Origin of the sequence: Mycobacterium numidiamassiliense (assembly GCF_900157365.1) — a bacterium.
Classification (GTDB): Bacteria; Actinomycetota; Actinomycetes; order Mycobacteriales; family Mycobacteriaceae; genus Mycobacterium; species Mycobacterium numidiamassiliense.
In genome coordinates this window covers 11,424-29,823 of record NZ_FUEZ01000003.1, presented here as the reverse complement: position 1 = coordinate 29,823, position 18,400 = coordinate 11,424, and the positions used below count along the sequence as shown (strand labels likewise).

8 protein-coding genes are annotated in these 18,400 nt (G+C 67.4%); 6 read left to right on the top strand and 2 right to left on the bottom strand.

Features of this window, described 5'->3' with window-relative positions:
• Positions 1–4 precede the first annotated feature (4 nt).
• From MNAB215_RS00075 to MNAB215_RS00050, 6 genes are read left to right on the top strand one after another with little or no spacing between them, the layout of a single operon-like run.
• The gene (locus MNAB215_RS00075; protein WP_281253270.1) at positions 5–4,453 is read left to right on the top strand and encodes a type I polyketide synthase; all 4,449 of its coding nucleotides are present in this window, start codon (positions 5–7) and stop codon (positions 4,451–4,453) included.
• Positions 4,454–4,464: 11 nt separating this feature from the next.
• Complete coding sequence (locus MNAB215_RS00070; protein ID WP_077076934.1) at positions 4,465–5,463, top strand: ATP-binding cassette domain-containing protein; 999 nt, start codon at positions 4,465–4,467, stop codon at positions 5,461–5,463.
• A 32-nt stretch (positions 5,464–5,495) separates the two neighbouring features.
• Entirely contained in the window at positions 5,496–6,272 is a 777-nt protein-coding gene (locus MNAB215_RS00065) for an ABC transporter permease (protein WP_077076933.1), read from the top strand.
• Positions 6,269–7,102, top strand: a complete 834-nt coding sequence (locus tag MNAB215_RS00060) for an ABC transporter permease (RefSeq protein ID WP_077076932.1) — start codon at positions 6,269–6,271, stop codon at positions 7,100–7,102. Before MNAB215_RS00065 ends, MNAB215_RS00060 begins: the two co-directional genes overlap by 4 nt.
• A gap of 14 nt (positions 7,103–7,116) precedes the next feature.
• Positions 7,117–8,373, top strand: a complete 1,257-nt coding sequence (locus MNAB215_RS00055; RefSeq protein WP_077076931.1) for a phthiocerol/phthiodiolone dimycocerosyl transferase family protein — start codon at positions 7,117–7,119, stop codon at positions 8,371–8,373.
• 3 nt (positions 8,374–8,376) lie between these two features.
• Positions 8,377–9,630, top strand: coding sequence for a saccharopine dehydrogenase family protein (locus tag MNAB215_RS00050; RefSeq protein WP_077076930.1), 1,254 nt, complete (start codon positions 8,377–8,379; stop codon positions 9,628–9,630).
• Between the two features lie 9 nt (positions 9,631–9,639).
• Here the strand turns inward: MNAB215_RS00050 and pks2 are convergent, their stop codons facing one another.
• Entirely contained in the window at positions 9,640–16,209 is a 6,570-nt protein-coding gene (pks2, locus tag MNAB215_RS00045) for a sulfolipid-1 biosynthesis phthioceranic/hydroxyphthioceranic acid synthase (RefSeq protein WP_083745948.1), read from the bottom strand.
• Positions 16,206–17,948 carry an AMP-binding protein gene (locus MNAB215_RS00040; RefSeq protein WP_077076929.1) on the bottom strand — a complete coding sequence of 581 codons (1,743 nt, stop codon included), beginning with the start codon at positions 17,946–17,948 and terminating at the stop codon, positions 16,206–16,208. The genes pks2 and MNAB215_RS00040 overlap by 4 nt, the downstream gene beginning before the upstream one ends.
• Positions 17,949–18,400: the final 452 nt, after the last annotated feature.

Below are 18,400 nucleotides of genomic sequence, written 5' to 3'. Positions count from 1 at the left end.
TACCGTGACAGCACCCTCAAACGGAGCTGTGGACCCAACCGCGTTGCCCGACAATGCGATTGCGGTGGTCGGCATGGCCGGCCGGTTCCCTGGCGCCAACTCGCTGGCCGAGTTCTGGGACAACCTGCGCCAGGGCAAGGAATCGATCGTCACGCTGTCCGAACAGGACCTTGGTGCGGCCGGAGTCGGCGAGAAAACACTGTCGAACCCGTCCTATGTGCGGCGTGCGCCGCTGCTGGAAGGTATCGACGAATTCGACGCCGAATTCTTCGGTTTCCCACCGCAAGCCGCCCGGACCATGGACCCGCAGCACCGGCTGTTCCTGCAAACCGCTTGGCACGCACTGGAAGACGCGGGCTGCGACCCGGCCGACTTCGACGGGTCGATCGGCGTGTACGGAACCACCTCGTCGAGCGCGTACCTGCTGCACAACCTGATGTCGCACCAGGATCCGCATGTCGCCGTGGGCCAGGGGCTGAACTTCGAGACGGTCGGGCTGTCGATGCAGAACGACAAGGACTACCTCTCGACACGCGTCTCGCACCAGTTCGACCTGCGCGGTCCGAGCCTGACGATCCAGACCGCGTGCTCGTCCTCACTGGTCGCGGTGCACATGGCCTGCCTGAGCCTGCTCAGCGGGGAGTGCGACGTCGCGCTGGCCGGCGGTGTGTCACTGCGGGTTCCGCATCGCGTGGGCTACTGGCACGAGCCCGGGTCGATGGTGTCGGCCATGGGCAAATGCCGGCCGTTCGACGTGCGATGCGACGGCACGGTCTTCGGCAGCGGCGTGGGCATAGTGGTCCTCAAACCGCTGCAGGCCGCCGTCGATGCCGGCGACCGGATCCACGCCGTCATCCGCGGTTCGGCGATCAACAACGACGGATCCAGGAAAATGGGTTATGCGGCGCCCAATCCGGCCGCACAGGCGGACTGCATCGCCGAGGCACATGCGGTGGCCGACATCGATTCGTCGACCGTCAGCTACATCGAGACGCACGGAACCGCCACCCCGCTGGGCGATCCCATCGAGATCAAGGCCCTGCGGACCGCGTTCGCCGTGTCCTCGACACCCCGGCCCGGGCCGTGTGCGCTCGGAGCGGTCAAGTCGAACATCGGGCATCTGGAAGTTGCGTCCGGCGTCGCCGGCCTGATCAAGACGATTCTGTGCCTGAAGAACAAGGCGATTCCCGCGACTCTGCATTACACGAGCCCGAACCCGGAACTGCATCTCGACGAGACCCCGTTCGTCGTGCAGACCGAATACGGCCCGTGGGAATCCGACGGCGTACGCCGGGCCGGGGTGAGCTCGTTCGGGGTGGGCGGCACCAACGCACACGTCGTCGTGGAGGAGGCGCCGCCGGTGCCGGCCCGGGCCGAGCAGCCCGGCCCCCAGGTGCTGCTGCTATCGGCGAAAACCGCTGCGGCACTTGACGAGGCACGCTCCGAGCTGGCCGCGGCGCTGGACAGCCCCGACGCCGCCGATCTGGGCGACGTCGCCGCGACCCTGGCCCGCCGCCGCACGCACAACGTGCGGGCCGCCGTCGCGGTGCACGACCGCCGGCACGCGATCTCCGTGCTGCGAGCCGCGGAGCACGACAACGTCTTTACCGGCGCATCCGCCGGCGGTACCGACCACGCCGACAACCCCGACCGGGTGGTGTTCCTGTTTCCCGGGCAGGGTGCCCAGCACCCCGGGATGGCGCGCGGGCTCTACGACACCGAGCCGGTCTTCGCCCAGCACTTCGACGCCTGCGCGGCGGGCTTTCGCGAGGAGCTCGGTATCGACTTGCACGCCCTGGTCTTCGGCCTCGGATCGAAAGAAGCCACGGGCGAAGAGAACAACCTGGAACGCACCGATCGGGCCCAACCTTCGCTGTTCGCAGTGGAATACGCGTTGGGCAAGCTGGTCGAAAGCTACGGCGTGCGCGCCGGGGCGATGGCCGGACACAGCATCGGCGAATACGCGGCCGCCACACTGGCCGGGGTGTTCGACCTGCCCACGGCGATCAAGGTGGTGGCCAAGCGCGCCAGCCTGATGCATGCCTCGGCGCCGGGCGCCATGGTCGCGGTGGCGCTCAGCCCCGACGACATCGCCGAGCACCTGTCCGCCGACGTCGACCTGTCCGCGGTCAACGACCCGGGCAACTGCGTGGTCGCCGGGTCACCCGACGCGATCCGGGCATTCACCGCACGTCTTCGCGAGCACGGCATCCCGGCCCGACGGGTCCGCACCGCACACGCATTCCATTCCAGCGCAATGGATCCCGTGCTGCCCGAATTCGAGCAGTTCCTGTCGGGTCTGCAGCTGCACGAACCGCACACGCCGCTGCTGTCCAACATCACCGGAACCTGGATGACCGCCGAGCAGGCCACCGACCCGGCGACCTGGGCTCGTCAGATCCGCTCCACGGTCAGGTTCGCCGACGAGCTCGACGTGATGCTGAGCGATCAGCACCGGGTGCTGGTCGAGGTGGGCCCGGGCGGCAGCCTGACCGGCTCGGCGATCCGGCACCCGAAGTGGTCGGGCACGCACCGCGGCGTGCGGCTCATGCGTCACCCGGTGCAGAACACCGATGACCGGGACGCCTTCCTGCTCGGGCTCGGCCAACTGTGGGCGGCCGACGTGGCGGTGGACTGGACACCGCTGACCGGGTCAGCGCCCCAGCTCGTCACCCTGCCCGGCTATCCCTTTGCGCGCGAACGGCATTGGATCGACGTCAGGCCCACCGTGTGGACCGAGGCACCCACCGGGCTCAGCGGCTTGACCACCAACGGCGAGGCGGTCCCCGACGCGCCAGTCGATGGCCAGTCCGCGACCGAGGCGACGCTGCATCGCATCTGGACGCAGTGCCTGGGCGTCGCGACGCTGGACCGCAACGCCAATTTCTTTGAAATGGGCGGTGATTCCCTCATCGCGATCGGCATCTCGACCAGTGCCAACAACGCCGGCCTGACGGTCACCCCCCAGCATTTGTACGAACACCCGACCGTGGCCGGCCTGGCCGCCGCCCTCGACGCCGAGTTCACCGGCGCAGGGCTGACCGAACCACCCAGCGCCGAGGCGCATTTGCCGGTGCCCGCGAACATCGCCGGCTTCTTCGAACACGGCATCAGCGAGACCGGTCGCTGGCGCGTCCCACTGATCTTCCGGCTCGCGGCCGGCGTCACCATCGAGGACGTCCGCGCCGTGCTCACCGCGTTGACGAACCACCACGACGCATTGCGACTCCAATTCGTCGACCGTGCGGGAACGTGGGAGCAGCACATCAGCGCACCGCAGGAATTCGAGCGCCTGTCGTCGCGAACACTTCCCGACGACGTGGTCGCCGACCCGGCGGCGCAGCGGGCGGCGGTACTGGACGTGGTCGCCGAGCTGGTCGCCCAGGACGACCTGACCGCGTCGTTCACCGCGACGTATCTCGCTGGCGGCCAACATGGTTCGTACCTGGTCCTGTCCGCCCACGAGATCATCGCGGACAATGCCTCGCGCGAAATCCTGCTCCTCGACCTCTTCACCGCCTTCACCCAACGACTTGCGGGCGAAGAGATCCTGCTGTCCCCGACCAGCGCCAAATGGCGCGATTGGTCGCTGCGGTCCGGGACGCTGGCCACCCATCCGGCGGTGCTGGACACCTGCGACTACTGGCTGCAGAACTCGAGCAAGGCGACGCTGCGGCTGGGCGACCACCACGTCACCGGCCAACCCCGTGCCAGCGACTTGGTGCGGCTACCGTCGGCGCTGGCCGTCGAGGAGACGGCCGAACTCGACGAAACCCGCCGGAAGCTCAGCGTGTCGATGGAAGAACTCCTGCTCGCGGCGTTGAGCCGAACGATCGCCGGCACCGTCGGCGAGGGCGTGGTGTCGGTCGACCTCGAGGGCGCCGGACGTTCGGTGCTTCGGCCGGACGTCGATCTGCGCAGAACCGTCGGCCGGTTCACCACGATCTACCCGGCCGCGCTGCAGTGCGCGCAGGACGGCGCGTTAACCGACCTGCTGTCCGCGGTACACGACACCGCCACATCCGTTCCGCACTACGGGGTGGGTTACGGACTGCTGCGCTACGTCTACGCGCCGACCGCGCGGCTGCTGGGCGCACTCGAGGCCTCGGACATCCACCTGCGGTACATCGGCATGATCCCCCAATCGCCCAGCGTTGACGCACCGGTCCAGCTCGACTCCGACGCGGCAATGGGGGTGCGCGAGGCGATTCCGGGCCTGGGCCATGCCATCGAGCTTCGCGTGTACCGGTACTCCGGGGTGCTGCATCTCGACTGGTGGTACGACGCCCGCCGCGTGTCGAGCGCCCGCGCGGACGCGCTCGCGCAGCGATTCCCCGCGGCGCTGCGTGCACTGGTCAACGAAGCGATCGACGCCATCCCCGACCACGGGGACACGGACTCGGAACCCGTGGAACTGGCTCTGGTGGACTTGTCGTCGTTTGACGCGAGCTGAGGGGACGCTCGATGAGCAAGGCACAGAACACCTTTGACAAGGCTATCGTCGTGGACAAGGTGCACAAGGCGTTCGGGGACTTTGTCGCCCTGCACGAGGTCAGCTTCGAAGTCGGTCGCGGTGAGGTGCTGGGCCTGCTCGGGCCCAACGGGGCGGGCAAGACCACGCTCGTGGACATCCTGTCGACCCTGAGCCGCCCGGATCGGGGCCGCGCGGTGGTGGCCGGCTATGACGTCGTGTCCGAGCCGGCCGGCGTGCGTCGTTCCATCATGCTCACCGGCCAGCAGGTGGCGATCGACGAAACCCTGACCGGCCTGGAAAACCTCTTCATGTTCGGTCGCCTGTTCGGCTTGAAAAAATCGGCCGCGCGCCAGCGCGCCGACGAACTCATCGAAGAATTCGATCTGGTGTATGCCGCGAATCGGCGCGTGAAGACGTACTCGGGTGGGATGCGTCGACGCATCGACATCGCCTGCGGTTTGGTGGTACCGCCCCAAGTGGTCTTCCTGGACGAGCCGACCACGGGCCTGGATCCCCGTAGCCGGCAGAGCATTTGGGATCTGGTCAGCAATTTCAAGGGCCGCGGCATCGCCACGCTGCTGACCACGCAGTACCTCGAGGAAGCCGACGCGCTGGCCGACCGGATCGTCGTCATCGACCATGGGCGGGTCATCGCCGAGGGAACGGCCGACCAGCTCAAGGCGCGCACGGGCGGCAGCTTCTGCGAGATCGTTCCGCGGGATCTGCACGATCTGCCGGCGATCGCCGAGACGCTCGGCTCGCTGCTGCCGGAGAAGAACCGGGCCGCCCTGACGCCCGAATCCGATCGGATCACCCTGCCGGCCCCGGATGGCGCCAACACGCTGCTCGAGGCAGTCGGGCGGCTCGCCGCGGCCAACATCGCCGTCGCCGACATTGCTCTGCGGCGCCCGTCGTTGGACGACGTATTCCTTGCGCTGACAGACGATTCACCCCAGCCGCGTACGCCGGTCGCCGAGGTGGTCAGTTGACCGCCCCGGGCGTCGCGCGACCCCACCCGTCGATGCGCACTCAGTGGTGGGTGCTCACCAACCGCTTCATCGCCCCGACCCTGCGCAACGGTGAGGTCGTCGTCACCATCGCGGCCTCGGTGGTGTTCACGGCCGGCTTCTACATCCCGTTGCACGAGATCATGGGCACTGCCACCAGGGGCGTCTCCAGCAGCTACGCGCAGTACCTGATGCCGTTGATCGCCCTGGAAGCCATCACGTTCGCCGCGATGTCGACCGCATTTCGCGCGGCGACGGACTCGGTCCAGGGCATCAACCGACGGTTCAGGTCCATGCCGATCGCGCCGTTTACGCCGGTGGCCGCACGCATTTCGGCCGCGGTATACCGGTGCACGGTTGCGCTGACGGTGGCCGTCATCAGCGGTCACGTCATCGGGTTTCGCTTTCGCGGCTCGGCCGTCGACACCGTTGCCTTTTGCGTGCTGGTGCTCGTGATCGGAGCGGTGCTGTCCTTCCTTGCCGACCTGATCGGCACCGGGAGCCGCAATCCCGAGGCCATGGCTCCCGTGCTGACCCTGCCGCCGTTGATCTTCGGACTGCTGTCCGTCGGTGTTCAACCGGTGGAGCAGTTTCCGCACTGGGTTCAGGCGTTCGTCCGCAACCAGCCGATCTCCGAGTTCGTCAAGACCATGCACGCCCTGGCCGGCGACACCGCGCCGTTCAACGCGGCGGTTAGCTGGTCGGATGTGGCGCCGACGCTGGCGTGGTTATCCGGATTGACCGCGGTCCTGATACCGGCGGCCGCACTCATTTTGTCAAGGCGGGCATGATGACTCTGGTCTACGAGGAGACCGCGCCGCGCAGTGCGGACCGCCGCGTCCACGAGAATTCCGCGCGGGTGCTGCTTCCGCAAACATTGGTGCAGACGCGGCGGATACTGCTGAAGTGGGCGCGCGACCTCACCACCGTGATCATGGTGACGGCGTTACCCGTCCTTTTCTTGATCACGTTGAATATTGTTCTGGGCCACGCAATTTCGCAGATCACCGGGCACAGCGCCCTGTACGGTACCGTCCCGATGAACGCGCTGGCCGCCGCGATCAACGGATCGGCGGTCGGTGCGATCGGCCTCATCGGGGAGCGTGACGACGGACTGCTGCGCCGGCTGTGGGTGGTGCCCGTGCACCGTGCGTCGGGAATCTGTTCGCGGATCGCCGCCGAGATTGTTCGGACCATGATCACGACGGTGGTCGTGGTGGCCGCGGGCATGATCCTTGGTTTCCGCTTCCAGCAGGGCGTGCTTGCGACCTTGGCGTGGCTGGCCGTTCCGGTGCTCTTCGGACTCGCCTTCGCGACCCTCATCACCACGATTGCCTGGTATGCGTCGAGAAACTTTCTCCTCGAGGCGATTACGCTCGTGCACCTGCTGGCCGTCCTCTTCTCGACCGGGTTCTTGCCCCTGGACCAATTTCCGAAGTGGGTACGGCCGGTGGTCGCGCACCAGCCGATCAGCTACGCGATCGACGCGATGCGCGGACTGTCGCTCGGCGGCCCGGTGCGCGGGCCGATGATCGCCACGCTGCTATGGGTCGGCGGCATCACCGCGGTGTGCATAGCACCGACCCTCCGGGGCTATCGACAGGCCAGCACGCGCAGATAAGGGGAGGATCAGCAGTGTTTTCCGGATCGGTGATCCGCAAGCTCGCTCACAGCGAAGAAGTGTTCGCGGCCAATGAGACCTATTTCGGGTTGACCCTCAAGGTCATCGGCGACGTCGACATCGACGCGATGGCGGACGCCTTCGATGCGCTCCTGCAGTCGCATCCGATCTTCGCCGGCCACCTCGAGAAGGCCGACGACGGCCGGCACCACATAGTCGCCGAAGACACCATGCACCCGGGGATGTGGATCGTCGACGAGAACACCTCGGAGTCTGCGATCTCGGGTATGCGCCTGGACCAGGGCCAATCCCTGCTGAATCTTCGGCTGAAAGTCGGCAGCGAACAAAGCGAACTGACGCTGTTCGCGCACCACTCCCTGGCCGACGGGCACCATGTGTTCGGTCTCTTCGAAGAGCTGCTCTCCCTCTATACGGACGTGGTGACCACCGGCGATACCGGGCCGGTGGCGGCACAGCCCGCGCCCGAGCCACTCGAGTCGTTGCTCGAACAGCGTGGCGTGGCCAAGCAAGAGCGTTCCGGCCTCGAACGGCTTTTCCCGGCGGCGTTCGCTTACGACTTGCCCGCGCCGGCGAAGCCGATCCTGCCGTCGAATCCCGATGAGATTCAAGCCATTCCAGTGGCCGGCATCCGGCTCACCGAGCAGGAGACATCGGACCTGGTTGAGCTGGGGCGCGCCAACGAGGTCAGCCTCAACTCCCTGGTGGCCGCGGCCATCCTGCTGGCCGAGTGGGAACTGCGCAACACGCCGCACATTCCGATTCCCTACTTCTACCCGGTCGACCTGCGCTATCACCTGACGCCCCCGGTCGGCGCGACGGAAAGCACACTGCCACTGGGGTTGGCGAGCTACCTGGCCGAGATTGGGCCTGAGACCGAACTCGTCGACCTGGCCCGCGGCGTGGTTGACGCGTTTCGGTCCGACCTGTCCGAAGGCCTGATCCAGCAATCGTCGCTGCACTTCCAATTGCAATACGAAGGGTCGCTGCCGGGGCTCCCCCCGTTCGTGATGTGCACCGACGTCGGTTGGATCCCCGGCCTGCGCACACCGGAGGGCCTTCAGCTCAGCGACGTCTGTGGCGAGTTTTACTTCGCGCCCCGCGCCCCGATCGATCTCTACACGTGCGTGACGTTCGCCGGCCAACTGGTGATCGAACACCACTCGAACCTGCCCGCACCCGAGAAGTCCCTCGAGGGAATCCATTCCCTGCTGTGCGAAGCGCCCGCCGAAGACAGCTGGTTCACGGAGTGACGCGTGAACACCGAGCGTGAGTTCGACATCGTGTTGTACGGCGCCACCGGCTATTCCGGCCGGCTGACCGCCGAATACCTCGCGCGCCAAGGTGCGCAGGCACGCATCGCGCTGGCCGGTCGCGACACCGGACGGCTGCGGGCCGTGCGGCAGGCGCTGGGCCCGGCCGCACAGGACTGGCCGCTGCTCGTCGCCGACGCATCCCAGCCGTCGACGCTGGCGGCGGTGGCCGAGCGGACCCAGGTGGTGGTGACGACCGTGGGACCCTACGCACAATATGGTCTGCCCCTGGTGGCGGCCTGCGCCACGGCCGGAACCGACTATGCCGATCTGACCGGTGAGCTGATGTTCGTCCGGGACAGCATCGACCTGTACCACAAACAGGCCGTCGATACCGGCGCGAGGATCGTCGTCTCGTGCGGATTTGATTCGGTCCCTTCGGATCTCAACGCTTACCAGCTGTACCGCCGAGCGGTGCAGGACGGCACCGGAGAACTCACCGACACGACGTTGGTGCTGCGCTCGTTCAACCAGCTCGGGGCATCCGGTGGCACGGTCGCGTCGCTACTCGGAACGATGCGCACCGCATCGGGTGATGCGCAGGCCCGCAGGATCATCAACGACCCCTACACGTTCACCACCGACCGAGAAGCCGAACCGGAACTCGGGCGGCAGCGCGACTTCGGGTGGCGTCGAGGGCGCAACGTCGCACCCGAACTCGACGGCTTCTGGGTCGGTGGATTTGTCATGGGCCCCTACAACGCCCGAATAGTCCGACGTAGCAACGCATTACAAGACTGGTCGTACGGTAGGCGGTTCCGCTATGCGGAGGCGTTGAGCCTGGGCCGCTCGTTCGCGGCACCGGTAGCATCCGCGATTGTGACGGCGTCCCTGGGGGCCGCCAACGGCCTGGGCAATCGATACTTCCGCCGGTTGCCTCGACGACTCGTGGAACTCATCACGCCCAAGCCGGGCGCCGGACCCGGCGTTGCGGCGCGAAAACGTGGTTACTACACCGTCGAGACCTACAGCACCACCACGACCGGCGCCCGCTACCTGGCGACCTTCGGGCAGAACTGCGATGCCTACCAGGGCACGTCGGTACTGCTCGGCGAAAGCGGTCTGGCGCTGGCACTCGATCGCGACCGGCTCTCCGGGTTACGGGGAGTGCTCACTCCCGCTGCGGCAATGGGCGATCCGCTGCTGGCGAGGCTCGCCGCCGCCGGGGTGTCGGTGCGGACGACCCGGCTGGGCTGAACCCGGTACCTATCCGGTCGCCGTCGACCGGCCCTCATCGGCCACCAGCGTCTCGGCCAGGTGCAGGCTCAAAGCGTGGGCCGTGTTGTGGGTGGCAATGGCTTTGGGCGTGATCCGGATGCCGGTCTCGGCTTCGATGCGGGTCCGCAGCTCCAGATTGCCCAGTGAGTCCAGTCCGTGCTCGACGAACGGGCGGTCGGGATCGACCGCCCGGCGCAGGATCAGGCCGGTCTGCTCGGTGATCAGACGCCGAAGCCGGGTGGGCCATTCGTCCTGCGATAGTGTCCGAAGTTCGTTGCGCAGGGTGCTGGCGTCGGCCCGCTCGCCCCGGGCGTTCTGGAAGGCTTCGGCGAACGGGCTGTGCGCAACCAATTCGGCCAGCCACGGCATTCCGGTGGTCGGGACGTAGCCCGTGTAGCCACGGTCGAAGCGCAAGAGTTCCTCGAACGCCGCCGCACCCTCGTCGGGAGCGATCATCGTGGTGCGGCCGCCCTCCGCCAGGTGTGTGGCGCGCCCGACCTCGCCCCATGCCCCCCACGCGATGGCAAGTGCCGGCAGACCGAGGCTGCGCCGCCAGTGCGTGAGTCCGTCCACCCAGCTGTTGGCCGCCGCGTATGCGCCCTGACCGGGTGAGCCGAGCAACGCGGCCGCCGACGAGAAACAGCAGAACCAGTCCAGCGGCTCGTCGAGCGTCGCGTTGTGCAGGTTCCACGCGCCGTAAACCTTTGGCGCCCAGTCGCGGTCGATCAGCTCGTCGGTGATGTTGGCCAGTGTGGCGTCCTCGACCACCGCCGCGGCATGCAGCACCCCACGCAACCGAAGTCCGGTGGCCTTCGCCGAGGCCACCACGCGGGCCGCGGTGTCGGCCTCGGCCATGTTGCCGCACTCCACGACGACGTCGACCCCGCTGGCACGGATTCGCGAAACGGCTTGCTGTGCCTTGGAAGTCGGGGCGGACCGGGCGGTGAGCACGATCCGGCCGCAACCCGCCTTGCCCATCTGGTTGGCCAGGAACAGCCCGAGCCCGCCCAGGCCGCCGGTGATGATGTAGGCACCGTCGTCGCGGAAGATCTTGGCCACCTCCGGCGGGACCACCACCGTGTTGTGTCCCTCGTGCGGAACGGACAGGAGGAGTTTGCCGGTGTGCTCGGCCGCGCCCATCACCCGAATTGCCGTGGCCGCCTCGGCAAGTGGGTAGACGGTGCGCTCGAGCGGGGGCAACTCACCGTCGCCGACGAGCCGGTACACCGTGCGCAGCAGCTCGCCTACCTGCTGCGGATGACTGGCGGCCATCAGCGCCAGGTCGAGATAGTGGAAAGTGAGGTTGCGGCGGAATGGGTACAGGCCCAGGCGGGTGTCCCCGTAGACATCACGCTTGCCGATCTCCACGAACCGGCCACCGATCGCCAGCAGTTCGAAGCCGGCGCGTTGGGCGGCGCCGGTGACGGAGTTGAGCACGACGTCGACGCCGTACCCGTCGGTGTCGCGGCGGATCTCCTCGGCGAATGCGGTGCTGCGCGAGTCATAGACGTGCTCGACGCCCATGTCGTGCAGGAGTGCACGCCGCTGCGGGCTGCCCGCCGTCGCGAAGATCTCCGCCCCCGCCAACCGGGCTATCGCCATCGCGGCCCGTCCGACGCCACCGGTCGCCGAGTGGATCAGCACGCGCTCCCCGGGCTTGATCCTGGCCATGTCCTGCAGGCCGTACCAGGCGGTGGCGTACGCGGTTGTCGCCGCGGCGGCCTGCTCGGCGTCCAAGCCGGACGGAAGCGTGACGGCAAGGTTGGCGTCACAGGTGACAAATGTTGCCCAACAACCATTCTCGGACACACCGCCGACGCGGTCGCCGACCTGGTGATCGGTGACGCCAGGCCCGACCGCGCTCACCACGCCCGCGAAATCCATACCCAGCCGCGGTTGCCGCCCGTCGACGCTGGGGAATCGGCCCATGGCGATCAGCACGTCGGCGAAGTTGAGACTGGAGGCGCTCACCGCCACCTCGATCTGCCCCGGCCCCGGCGGGGTGCGGTCGAACGCGACGAGCTCCAGCCCTTGCAGGTCACCGGGGGTGCTGATCTCCAGACGCATGCCCTCGTGCCGAGGGTCGGCCGGGGCGGTACGCCGCTCGTCCGGACGCAACGGGGCCGGGCGCAGCCGGGCCGTGTACCACTGTCCGCCGCGCCAAGCGGTCTCGTCTTCGCCCGAACCCGCGAGCAGCTGGCGGGCCACCTGTGCGGCGTCCGTACCCGCATCCAGGTCGATCTGGCTGGCCCGCATCCGGGTGTGTTCGGCGGCGATCACCCGCATCAGCCCGCGCAGTCCCGCCTGGTCCAGACTGGGCCGGTCATCGGGCAACACCGTCTGCGTGTTGCGGGTCACCACATACAGGCGAGGCGGCTCGTCGCGGCATTCCGTCACCTGGCGCGCGATCCGCACCAGTTGTCGAACCTGCTCGCGGCCGCGGCTCGCACACTGCTCGTCGTTGCCGGCTGCCGCCGGTCCGGTCAGGACCACCACGCCGCCGACGTCAGCCAGCTCGCGGCCCAGCTGCTCGGCGTCGTGTTGTTGCCAGCGCACGGTTTTACATTGCGCGCCTTCAGTTTTCAGCGCATCGGCCAATTCGGCCGGCAAGAGATCGTCGGCATCGGAGGTGACGAGCAGCAGCCACGTCCCGGCCTCACCACCCGCCGCTGCGGGCAGTTCGCGCTGCTGCCAGTCGATCGTCAGCAGGCGCTCGGCCATTAACCGTTGGCGGGCACCACTTTCGGTGACGTCGCTGCCGACCCGCAGTCCACGCACGGTCAGCAGCACCGCCCCGTTCTCGTCGAATACGTCGAGATCGGTTTCCATCCCGGTCGGGTGTGTTTCGGTCACCCGGCTCAGGCAGTAGCGAGCGGTCTGCAGCGGACCGAAGCTGCGTATGCGGCGCACGCCCAACGGCAACAGCATGCCGCCGTTGCCCACATCACGGCTGCGCGCATGGGCGGCTGCGGATTGAAAGCATGCATCCAGCAGCGCCGGATGCGCGCCATAGCCGGTCTGCTGTGCGCGAATCGATTGCGGCAGTTCCACTTCCGCCAGAATGGTGCCGTCTTTTCTGTCGACGGTGCGCGCGGCGGTCAGCCCGGCGAACGCCGAGCCGAAGTGCACACCCCGGTCGTCGAACCACTGCCGCAGCTCATCACCGTCCACCCGATGAGGGTGCGCGGCGAGCAGGGCGGCGACGTCGTGCGCGGGCGGCTGGATGATCTCGCCGAGGGCACGCAGGGTCGCCGACGCCCGTCGCGCCCGCTCCCCCTCGTGGTTGGTTTGCACCTCGAAGGCGGCGACGCCGGGCGCCTGGACCAACGCGTCGGAGTTCAGCGGGGTCTCGTCGTCGAGCAACAACATCTGTTCGAAGCGAAGGTCACAGACCTCCGACGCCTCGCCGAGCGTCGCGCGCGCCGCGGCCAGCGCCATTTCGCAGTAGGCGGCACCGGGGAACGCCGGCACCGCGTGAACCTGATGGTCGGTGAGCCATGGGTGGGCAGTGGTACCGACTTCGCCCGCCCACACGTGGCGCTCCGGCTCCTCCGGCAGCCGCACGTGCACACCCAGCAGCGGGTGCACCAAGACGGTGCGGCCCCCCGCTGCCGCGGATCCCTCGCCGTCGCCGGCCAGCCGCGGACGATGCGCGACGGCGCCGATCCAGTGGTGGGTATGGTGCCACGGCGCGGTGGGCAGCGACGGGTGCGGCTCGGGCGGGTGCGGGGTTTGCGGCCGATCGGTGGTGTGACTGGCGTTGAGGTTGGAGTGGAACATCCATGTGTCGTCGGCATCGCGCTGCAGCGAGCTGACGATGTGGTGATCGTCGCTGGCGCCGAGGGCGTCGTTGATGGCGTGGATGAGTAGCGGGTGCGGGCTGACTTCGATGAAGGTGGCGTGCTTGGCCCCGGCCGTGGCGACCGCCTGGCTGAAGCGAACCGGGTTGCGCAGGTTGGCCGCCCAGTGGTCGGCGTCGAACACCGGCGCATCGCCGTCGGGGTCGCAGGTCGTGCTGATCACCGGAATGGCCGGCTCATCCGGGGCCAAATCTGCTAGCTCAGAACGTAATTCGGGCAGGATCGGCTCGACGATCCGGTGATGGGAGGCCACGTCGACCTCGATGCGCCGGGCCAGCCGGTCGTCGGCGGCCACGACCGCCATCACCGCGTCGACCTGGTCGGGCGGGCCGGCGATCACCGTCTGGCTCGGCGAGGAGTACACGGCGATGCTCACCTGCGGATAGTCGGCCAGCAGCTTCTCGGTAGCCGCGGCGTCGGATTCCAGCAGCGCCATGGCGCCCTGCCCGGCCAGCCGCGCCATCAACCGCGACCGCGTGGCGATCACCCGCAGCCCGTCGGTGACGCTCAAGGCCCCGGCCACCACCGCGGCGGTGACCTCGCCCATCGAATGCCCGATCACCGCGTCCGGCTCGACGCCATAGGAGCGCCACAACGTGGTCAGCGCCAACTGCACACCTACCAGCACCGGCTGAATCCGCTCGATGCCGGTCACCGCCTGGCCCTCGGCCAGTACCCGCTGTAGCGAAAAACCAGTCTGCGCAACGAATATCGGCTCCAGCTTGGCGACCGCCTCGGCGAACACCGGCTCATCGGCCAGCAACTGCCGTCCCATCCCCGCCCACTGCGAGCCCTGACCCGAGTACACAAAGACGATGCCGGGACGCGATGTTCCCTCGTGTGGGGCAACCACTCCATCGGCCGGCTTGTCCTCCGCCAACGCCCGCAGGCCGGCTATCGCCTGCTTGCGATCGCGCGCGCACACCGTGCCGAACAGTGCGTGCCGCGGCCGGTGGTGATTGAGCGTATGCGCGACCTCGGCGAGCGCCACGTCCGCGCCGTCGCCGTCCATCCACTCGGCCAGCGCCGACGCCCAGGACGCCACTCGTTCGGTCGTCTTGCCCGAGACCACCAGTGTGCTCACCGCCGGGTCCGGCTGGGAAGCAACGGGATCCATCGCGGGGGCCTGTTCGATCACGACATGAGCGTTGGTGCCGCCGAAGCCGAACGACGACACTCCCGCCCGCCGCGGAAGCCCGGTTTCCGGCCAATCAGTTTGTTCCGCAACGACTTTGAGGCGCATGTCCTGGAACGGAATATGCGGGTTCGGAGTCGCGAAGTTCAGGTTCGGCGGGATGTGCCCGCGGTGTACCGCCAGCACCGCCTTGATCAGACCCGCGATCCCGGCGGCCCCCTCGAGATGGCCCATGTTCGATTTGACGGCGCCGATGAGCAGCGGAACGTCTTCGGGGCGTCCGCGACCCAGCACCGTACCCAGCGCACGGGCCTCGATGGGGTCGCCCAACAGCGTTCCGGTTCCGTGGGTCTCGACATAGTCCACCTGATGCGGCGCGACGCCCGCGTTGGCGCACGCCGCGCGCAGCACCGCCATCTGTGCGGCCGGGTTCGGTGCCATCAGCCCGTTCGAGCGGCCGTCCTGGTTGACCGCCGATCCCCGTATCACCGCGAGCACACGATCCCCGTCGCGTACGGCGTCGCTCACCCGCTTGAGCACCACCGCCCCGCAACCCTCGCCGCGGACGAACCCATCCGCGTCCGCGTCGAAGGACCTGCACTGACCCGTCGGCGACAAGGCCTCGGCTCCGTCGAAGCTGCGAAAGATGGCCGGCGACAACAACAGGTTCACTCCCGCTGCGATGGCCAGGTCGCAGTCCCCCGCCCGCAGGCTCTGGGCTGCCAGGTGTACGGCCACCAGCGACGACGAACAGGCCGTGTCCACCGCCACGGAGGGGCCGCGAAGATCCAGGAAGTACGAGAGCCGATTGGCGATGATGCTCAGCGCGCCACCGATGTTGCTCCAGGCGTCGACGCGACTCAGATCCGTGCCCGCCAGGTATCCGTAGTCGGTCGCACACGCTCCGGCGAAAACCCCGGTCTGCGAACGCCGCAGGGATTCGGCAGGAATTCCGGCGTGCTCCAACGCTTCCCAGGCCACCTCCAGCAACAAGCGCTGCTGCGGGTCCATCGCGGTCGCTTCGTGTGGTGAGATCTCGAAGAATTCCGCGTCGAAACCGTCGACGTCGGTCAACACCGAACCCCACCGAGTGGTGGCGGCCAACGCCGTCGCGATCTCCGGCGAACCGTCGTCATACGGCTGCCATCGACCGGCGGGCACCTCGGCTATCGATGAACGACCCTCACAGAGGAAGCGCCAGAACGTTTCCGGCCCGGAAATGTCGCCGGGAAAACGACAGCCCAACCCGATCACAGCGATCGGCTCGTCTACCCAACCGCGCTCGGCCGGGATCCCTTCAGCCGCGGATTCCGACTCGGGTGTGGTGAGGAATTTGACCAATTCGTTGATCGTGGGGTGCTGCCAAAAATCCAGCGGCGACACCGCCCGGCCGGCGACCGAGGCCAATTCCCCTGAGAGTACGACCGCGTCACGCGAGCCCACTCCCAAGTCGTTGAACGCCGCGTCGGAGTCGACGTCGTCGCGCTCACAACCGATCTCGGTAACCAGATACTCGATCAACCAGCGCCGCAGCCCCGCTTCATCGGGAACTGCCGTCGTCACGCCGAGACATCCAAGCGCTCAAACTCCTCCCGGCGGTAGCTTTCGGCACACGTTGACCGCCGGACCTTGCCGCTCGTCGTGATCGGCAGCGAACCCGGTGCCACGAGAACAAGGTCGGCGATGCGCACACCGTGCGCGCTCGAGATCGCGGCCGTGACGTTCCGCTTGATCGAGCGCAGACCCGCCAAGCTCTCCTCGTCGGATCCGCCCCGGTTCTTCACCTCCGCGATCGCGACAAGCTGCTCGCTGGTGTCGTCGGCAACCGAGATCGCCGCCACCCGGCCCTTGGTGATCTGCGTGATCGTCGCCTCGATGTCGTCGGGGTAGTGATTGCGTCCGTCCACGATCAGCAGATCCTTGAGGCGGCCCATGATGAACAATTCGCCGTCGTGCAGGAACCCCAGGTCACCCGTCCTCATCCAGGGGCCTTCGGGTGTCCCCGGGGTGGGAGTGACCAACTTTGCACCGAAGGTGCGCTTGGTCCGTTCCGGATTCCGCCAATATCCCGTGCCGATGTTGTCGCCGTGGGCCCAGATCTCGCCGATGACCCCCGCTTGCGTCTCGGTCCTGGTTTCGGGGTCGACGATCCGCACCAGCGGTGACTTCAGTGCGCCGTAGCCGATGAGGTCGCTGCCGCCCTCCTCCTCGGTGCATGGCGTCGCCCGACCGCCCGACAGTTGCTCGTACTGGAAGCGCACGGACGTGGGCGCCTGCCCCGTCTTCGCGCTCGCCACGTACAGCGTCGCCTCGGCGAGTCCGTAGGACGGCCGCACGGCCGTGGCGGGCAGGTTGTATCGCGAGAATTTGTCCATGAAGCGGGCGATCGATGCCGGCTGGACCCGTTCGCTGCCGTTGGCCAGTCCGACCACCTGGCCGAGGTCAAGCCCAGCCATGTCGTCGTCCGATATTCTGCGCACCGCCAGGTCGAAGGCGAAATTGGGCCCGCCGGAGAACGGCCTGGGGTTGCTCGCGAGCAGCCTCATCCACCGGGCGGGCTCGACCAGAAATGCGATCGGGCTCGTCAACACCGCGGGACGTGCCCACACCGTGGGGAAACAGATCCCCTGGATGAGCCCCATGTCGTGATAGAAGGGCAACCACGACACCAGCGATTCCGGTGGCCCCGAAATATCGAACAGGCCCGACTCCAGCTGGTGGCAATTGGCCACCACGTTCTCGTGGGTGAGCACGACGCCGGCCGGCTGGCCGGTCGACCCCGAGGTGTACTGCAGATACGCTTCCTTGGGATGCTCGTATTCGACCGGGCTGAATTCGCCTGTCGAATAGAAGTCGAGTGAGTCGATTTCAATGACCGCCGGTGCGGCCGAAGTTCCGTACGACTCGGCGTATTTGATGACCCCATCAACGGCGGCGGAGGTCGTGATAATGGCGGCAGGTGTGCAATCCTGCAGTGCCGACGAGATGCGGTCATCGTGGGCGCCGAATTGCGGGACCGACAGCGGAACCGCGATGAAGCCGGCTTGCAACGCGCCGAAAAACGCAACGAGGTAGTCCAGGCTCTGCGGCGCCAATATGGCCACGCGATCGCCGGTTGACCCACAGCGTCGGAGTTCGTCAGCAACCGTTGCCGCACGACGGTGCAGCTGCGCCCAGGTCAAGCTTTCGGCGAACCCTTTCGGATCCACGTCGTAATCGATGAATGTGAACGCCGTGTCGCTGGGCTGCCGGCGAGCATTCTCGCCGAGCACCGCAGGAATGGAGGACTCAAGTACGGACATCACGCTACCCTTCCGATTTCTACAAATTATTGGTGCGCATCCCGTCCCCCGAGGGATACAGCAGCTTGGCCTTCGTGCAGCCACCGCCCCGTGCCGCTACCGGTACGAACGTTTAAGTTGGCAACACCACCCCATATACAAAGGCTTCAAGGCCGACGCGGGTGTCTATCGCGGGCCCTCGTTCGAGGCGGCCTGCCGCGGTGCGGAGCAGCACCGAGCCAGCTCGCCTGCGCTTTTCCGGCATGGGGTGCATCGCTCTGCGGGCGCTCGGCTGGCATGAGCTAGCGCCCGGTGTCATGACCACCTCCACTTCGCCGAACCTACACGTTCTCTTGCGCCCCCGTTGGCGAATCGGCAATCTCTTGACCAGCCATTATCGCGCGACGACTGGGACGCTGGTCCAACAAGTAATTAGCACGCCTCACGATCGATGTGGTTTCGCGACGGCCCCG

What these genes read in the sequence shown, in the direction of transcription:
- MNAB215_RS00070 (WP_077076934.1), top strand. Translation starts at nt 4,465, where the DNA reads ATGAGCAAGGCACAGAACACCTTTGACAAGGCTATCGTCGTGGACAAG.
- MNAB215_RS00065 (WP_077076933.1), top strand. Translation starts at nt 5,496, where the DNA reads ATGCGCACTCAGTGGTGGGTGCTCACCAACCGCTTCATCGCCCCGACC.
- MNAB215_RS00060 (WP_077076932.1), top strand. Translation starts at nt 6,269, where the DNA reads ATGATGACTCTGGTCTACGAGGAGACCGCGCCGCGCAGTGCGGACCGC.
- MNAB215_RS00040 (WP_077076929.1), bottom strand. Translation starts at nt 17,948, where the DNA reads ATGTCCGTACTTGAGTCCTCCATTCCTGCGGTGCTCGGCGAGAATGCT.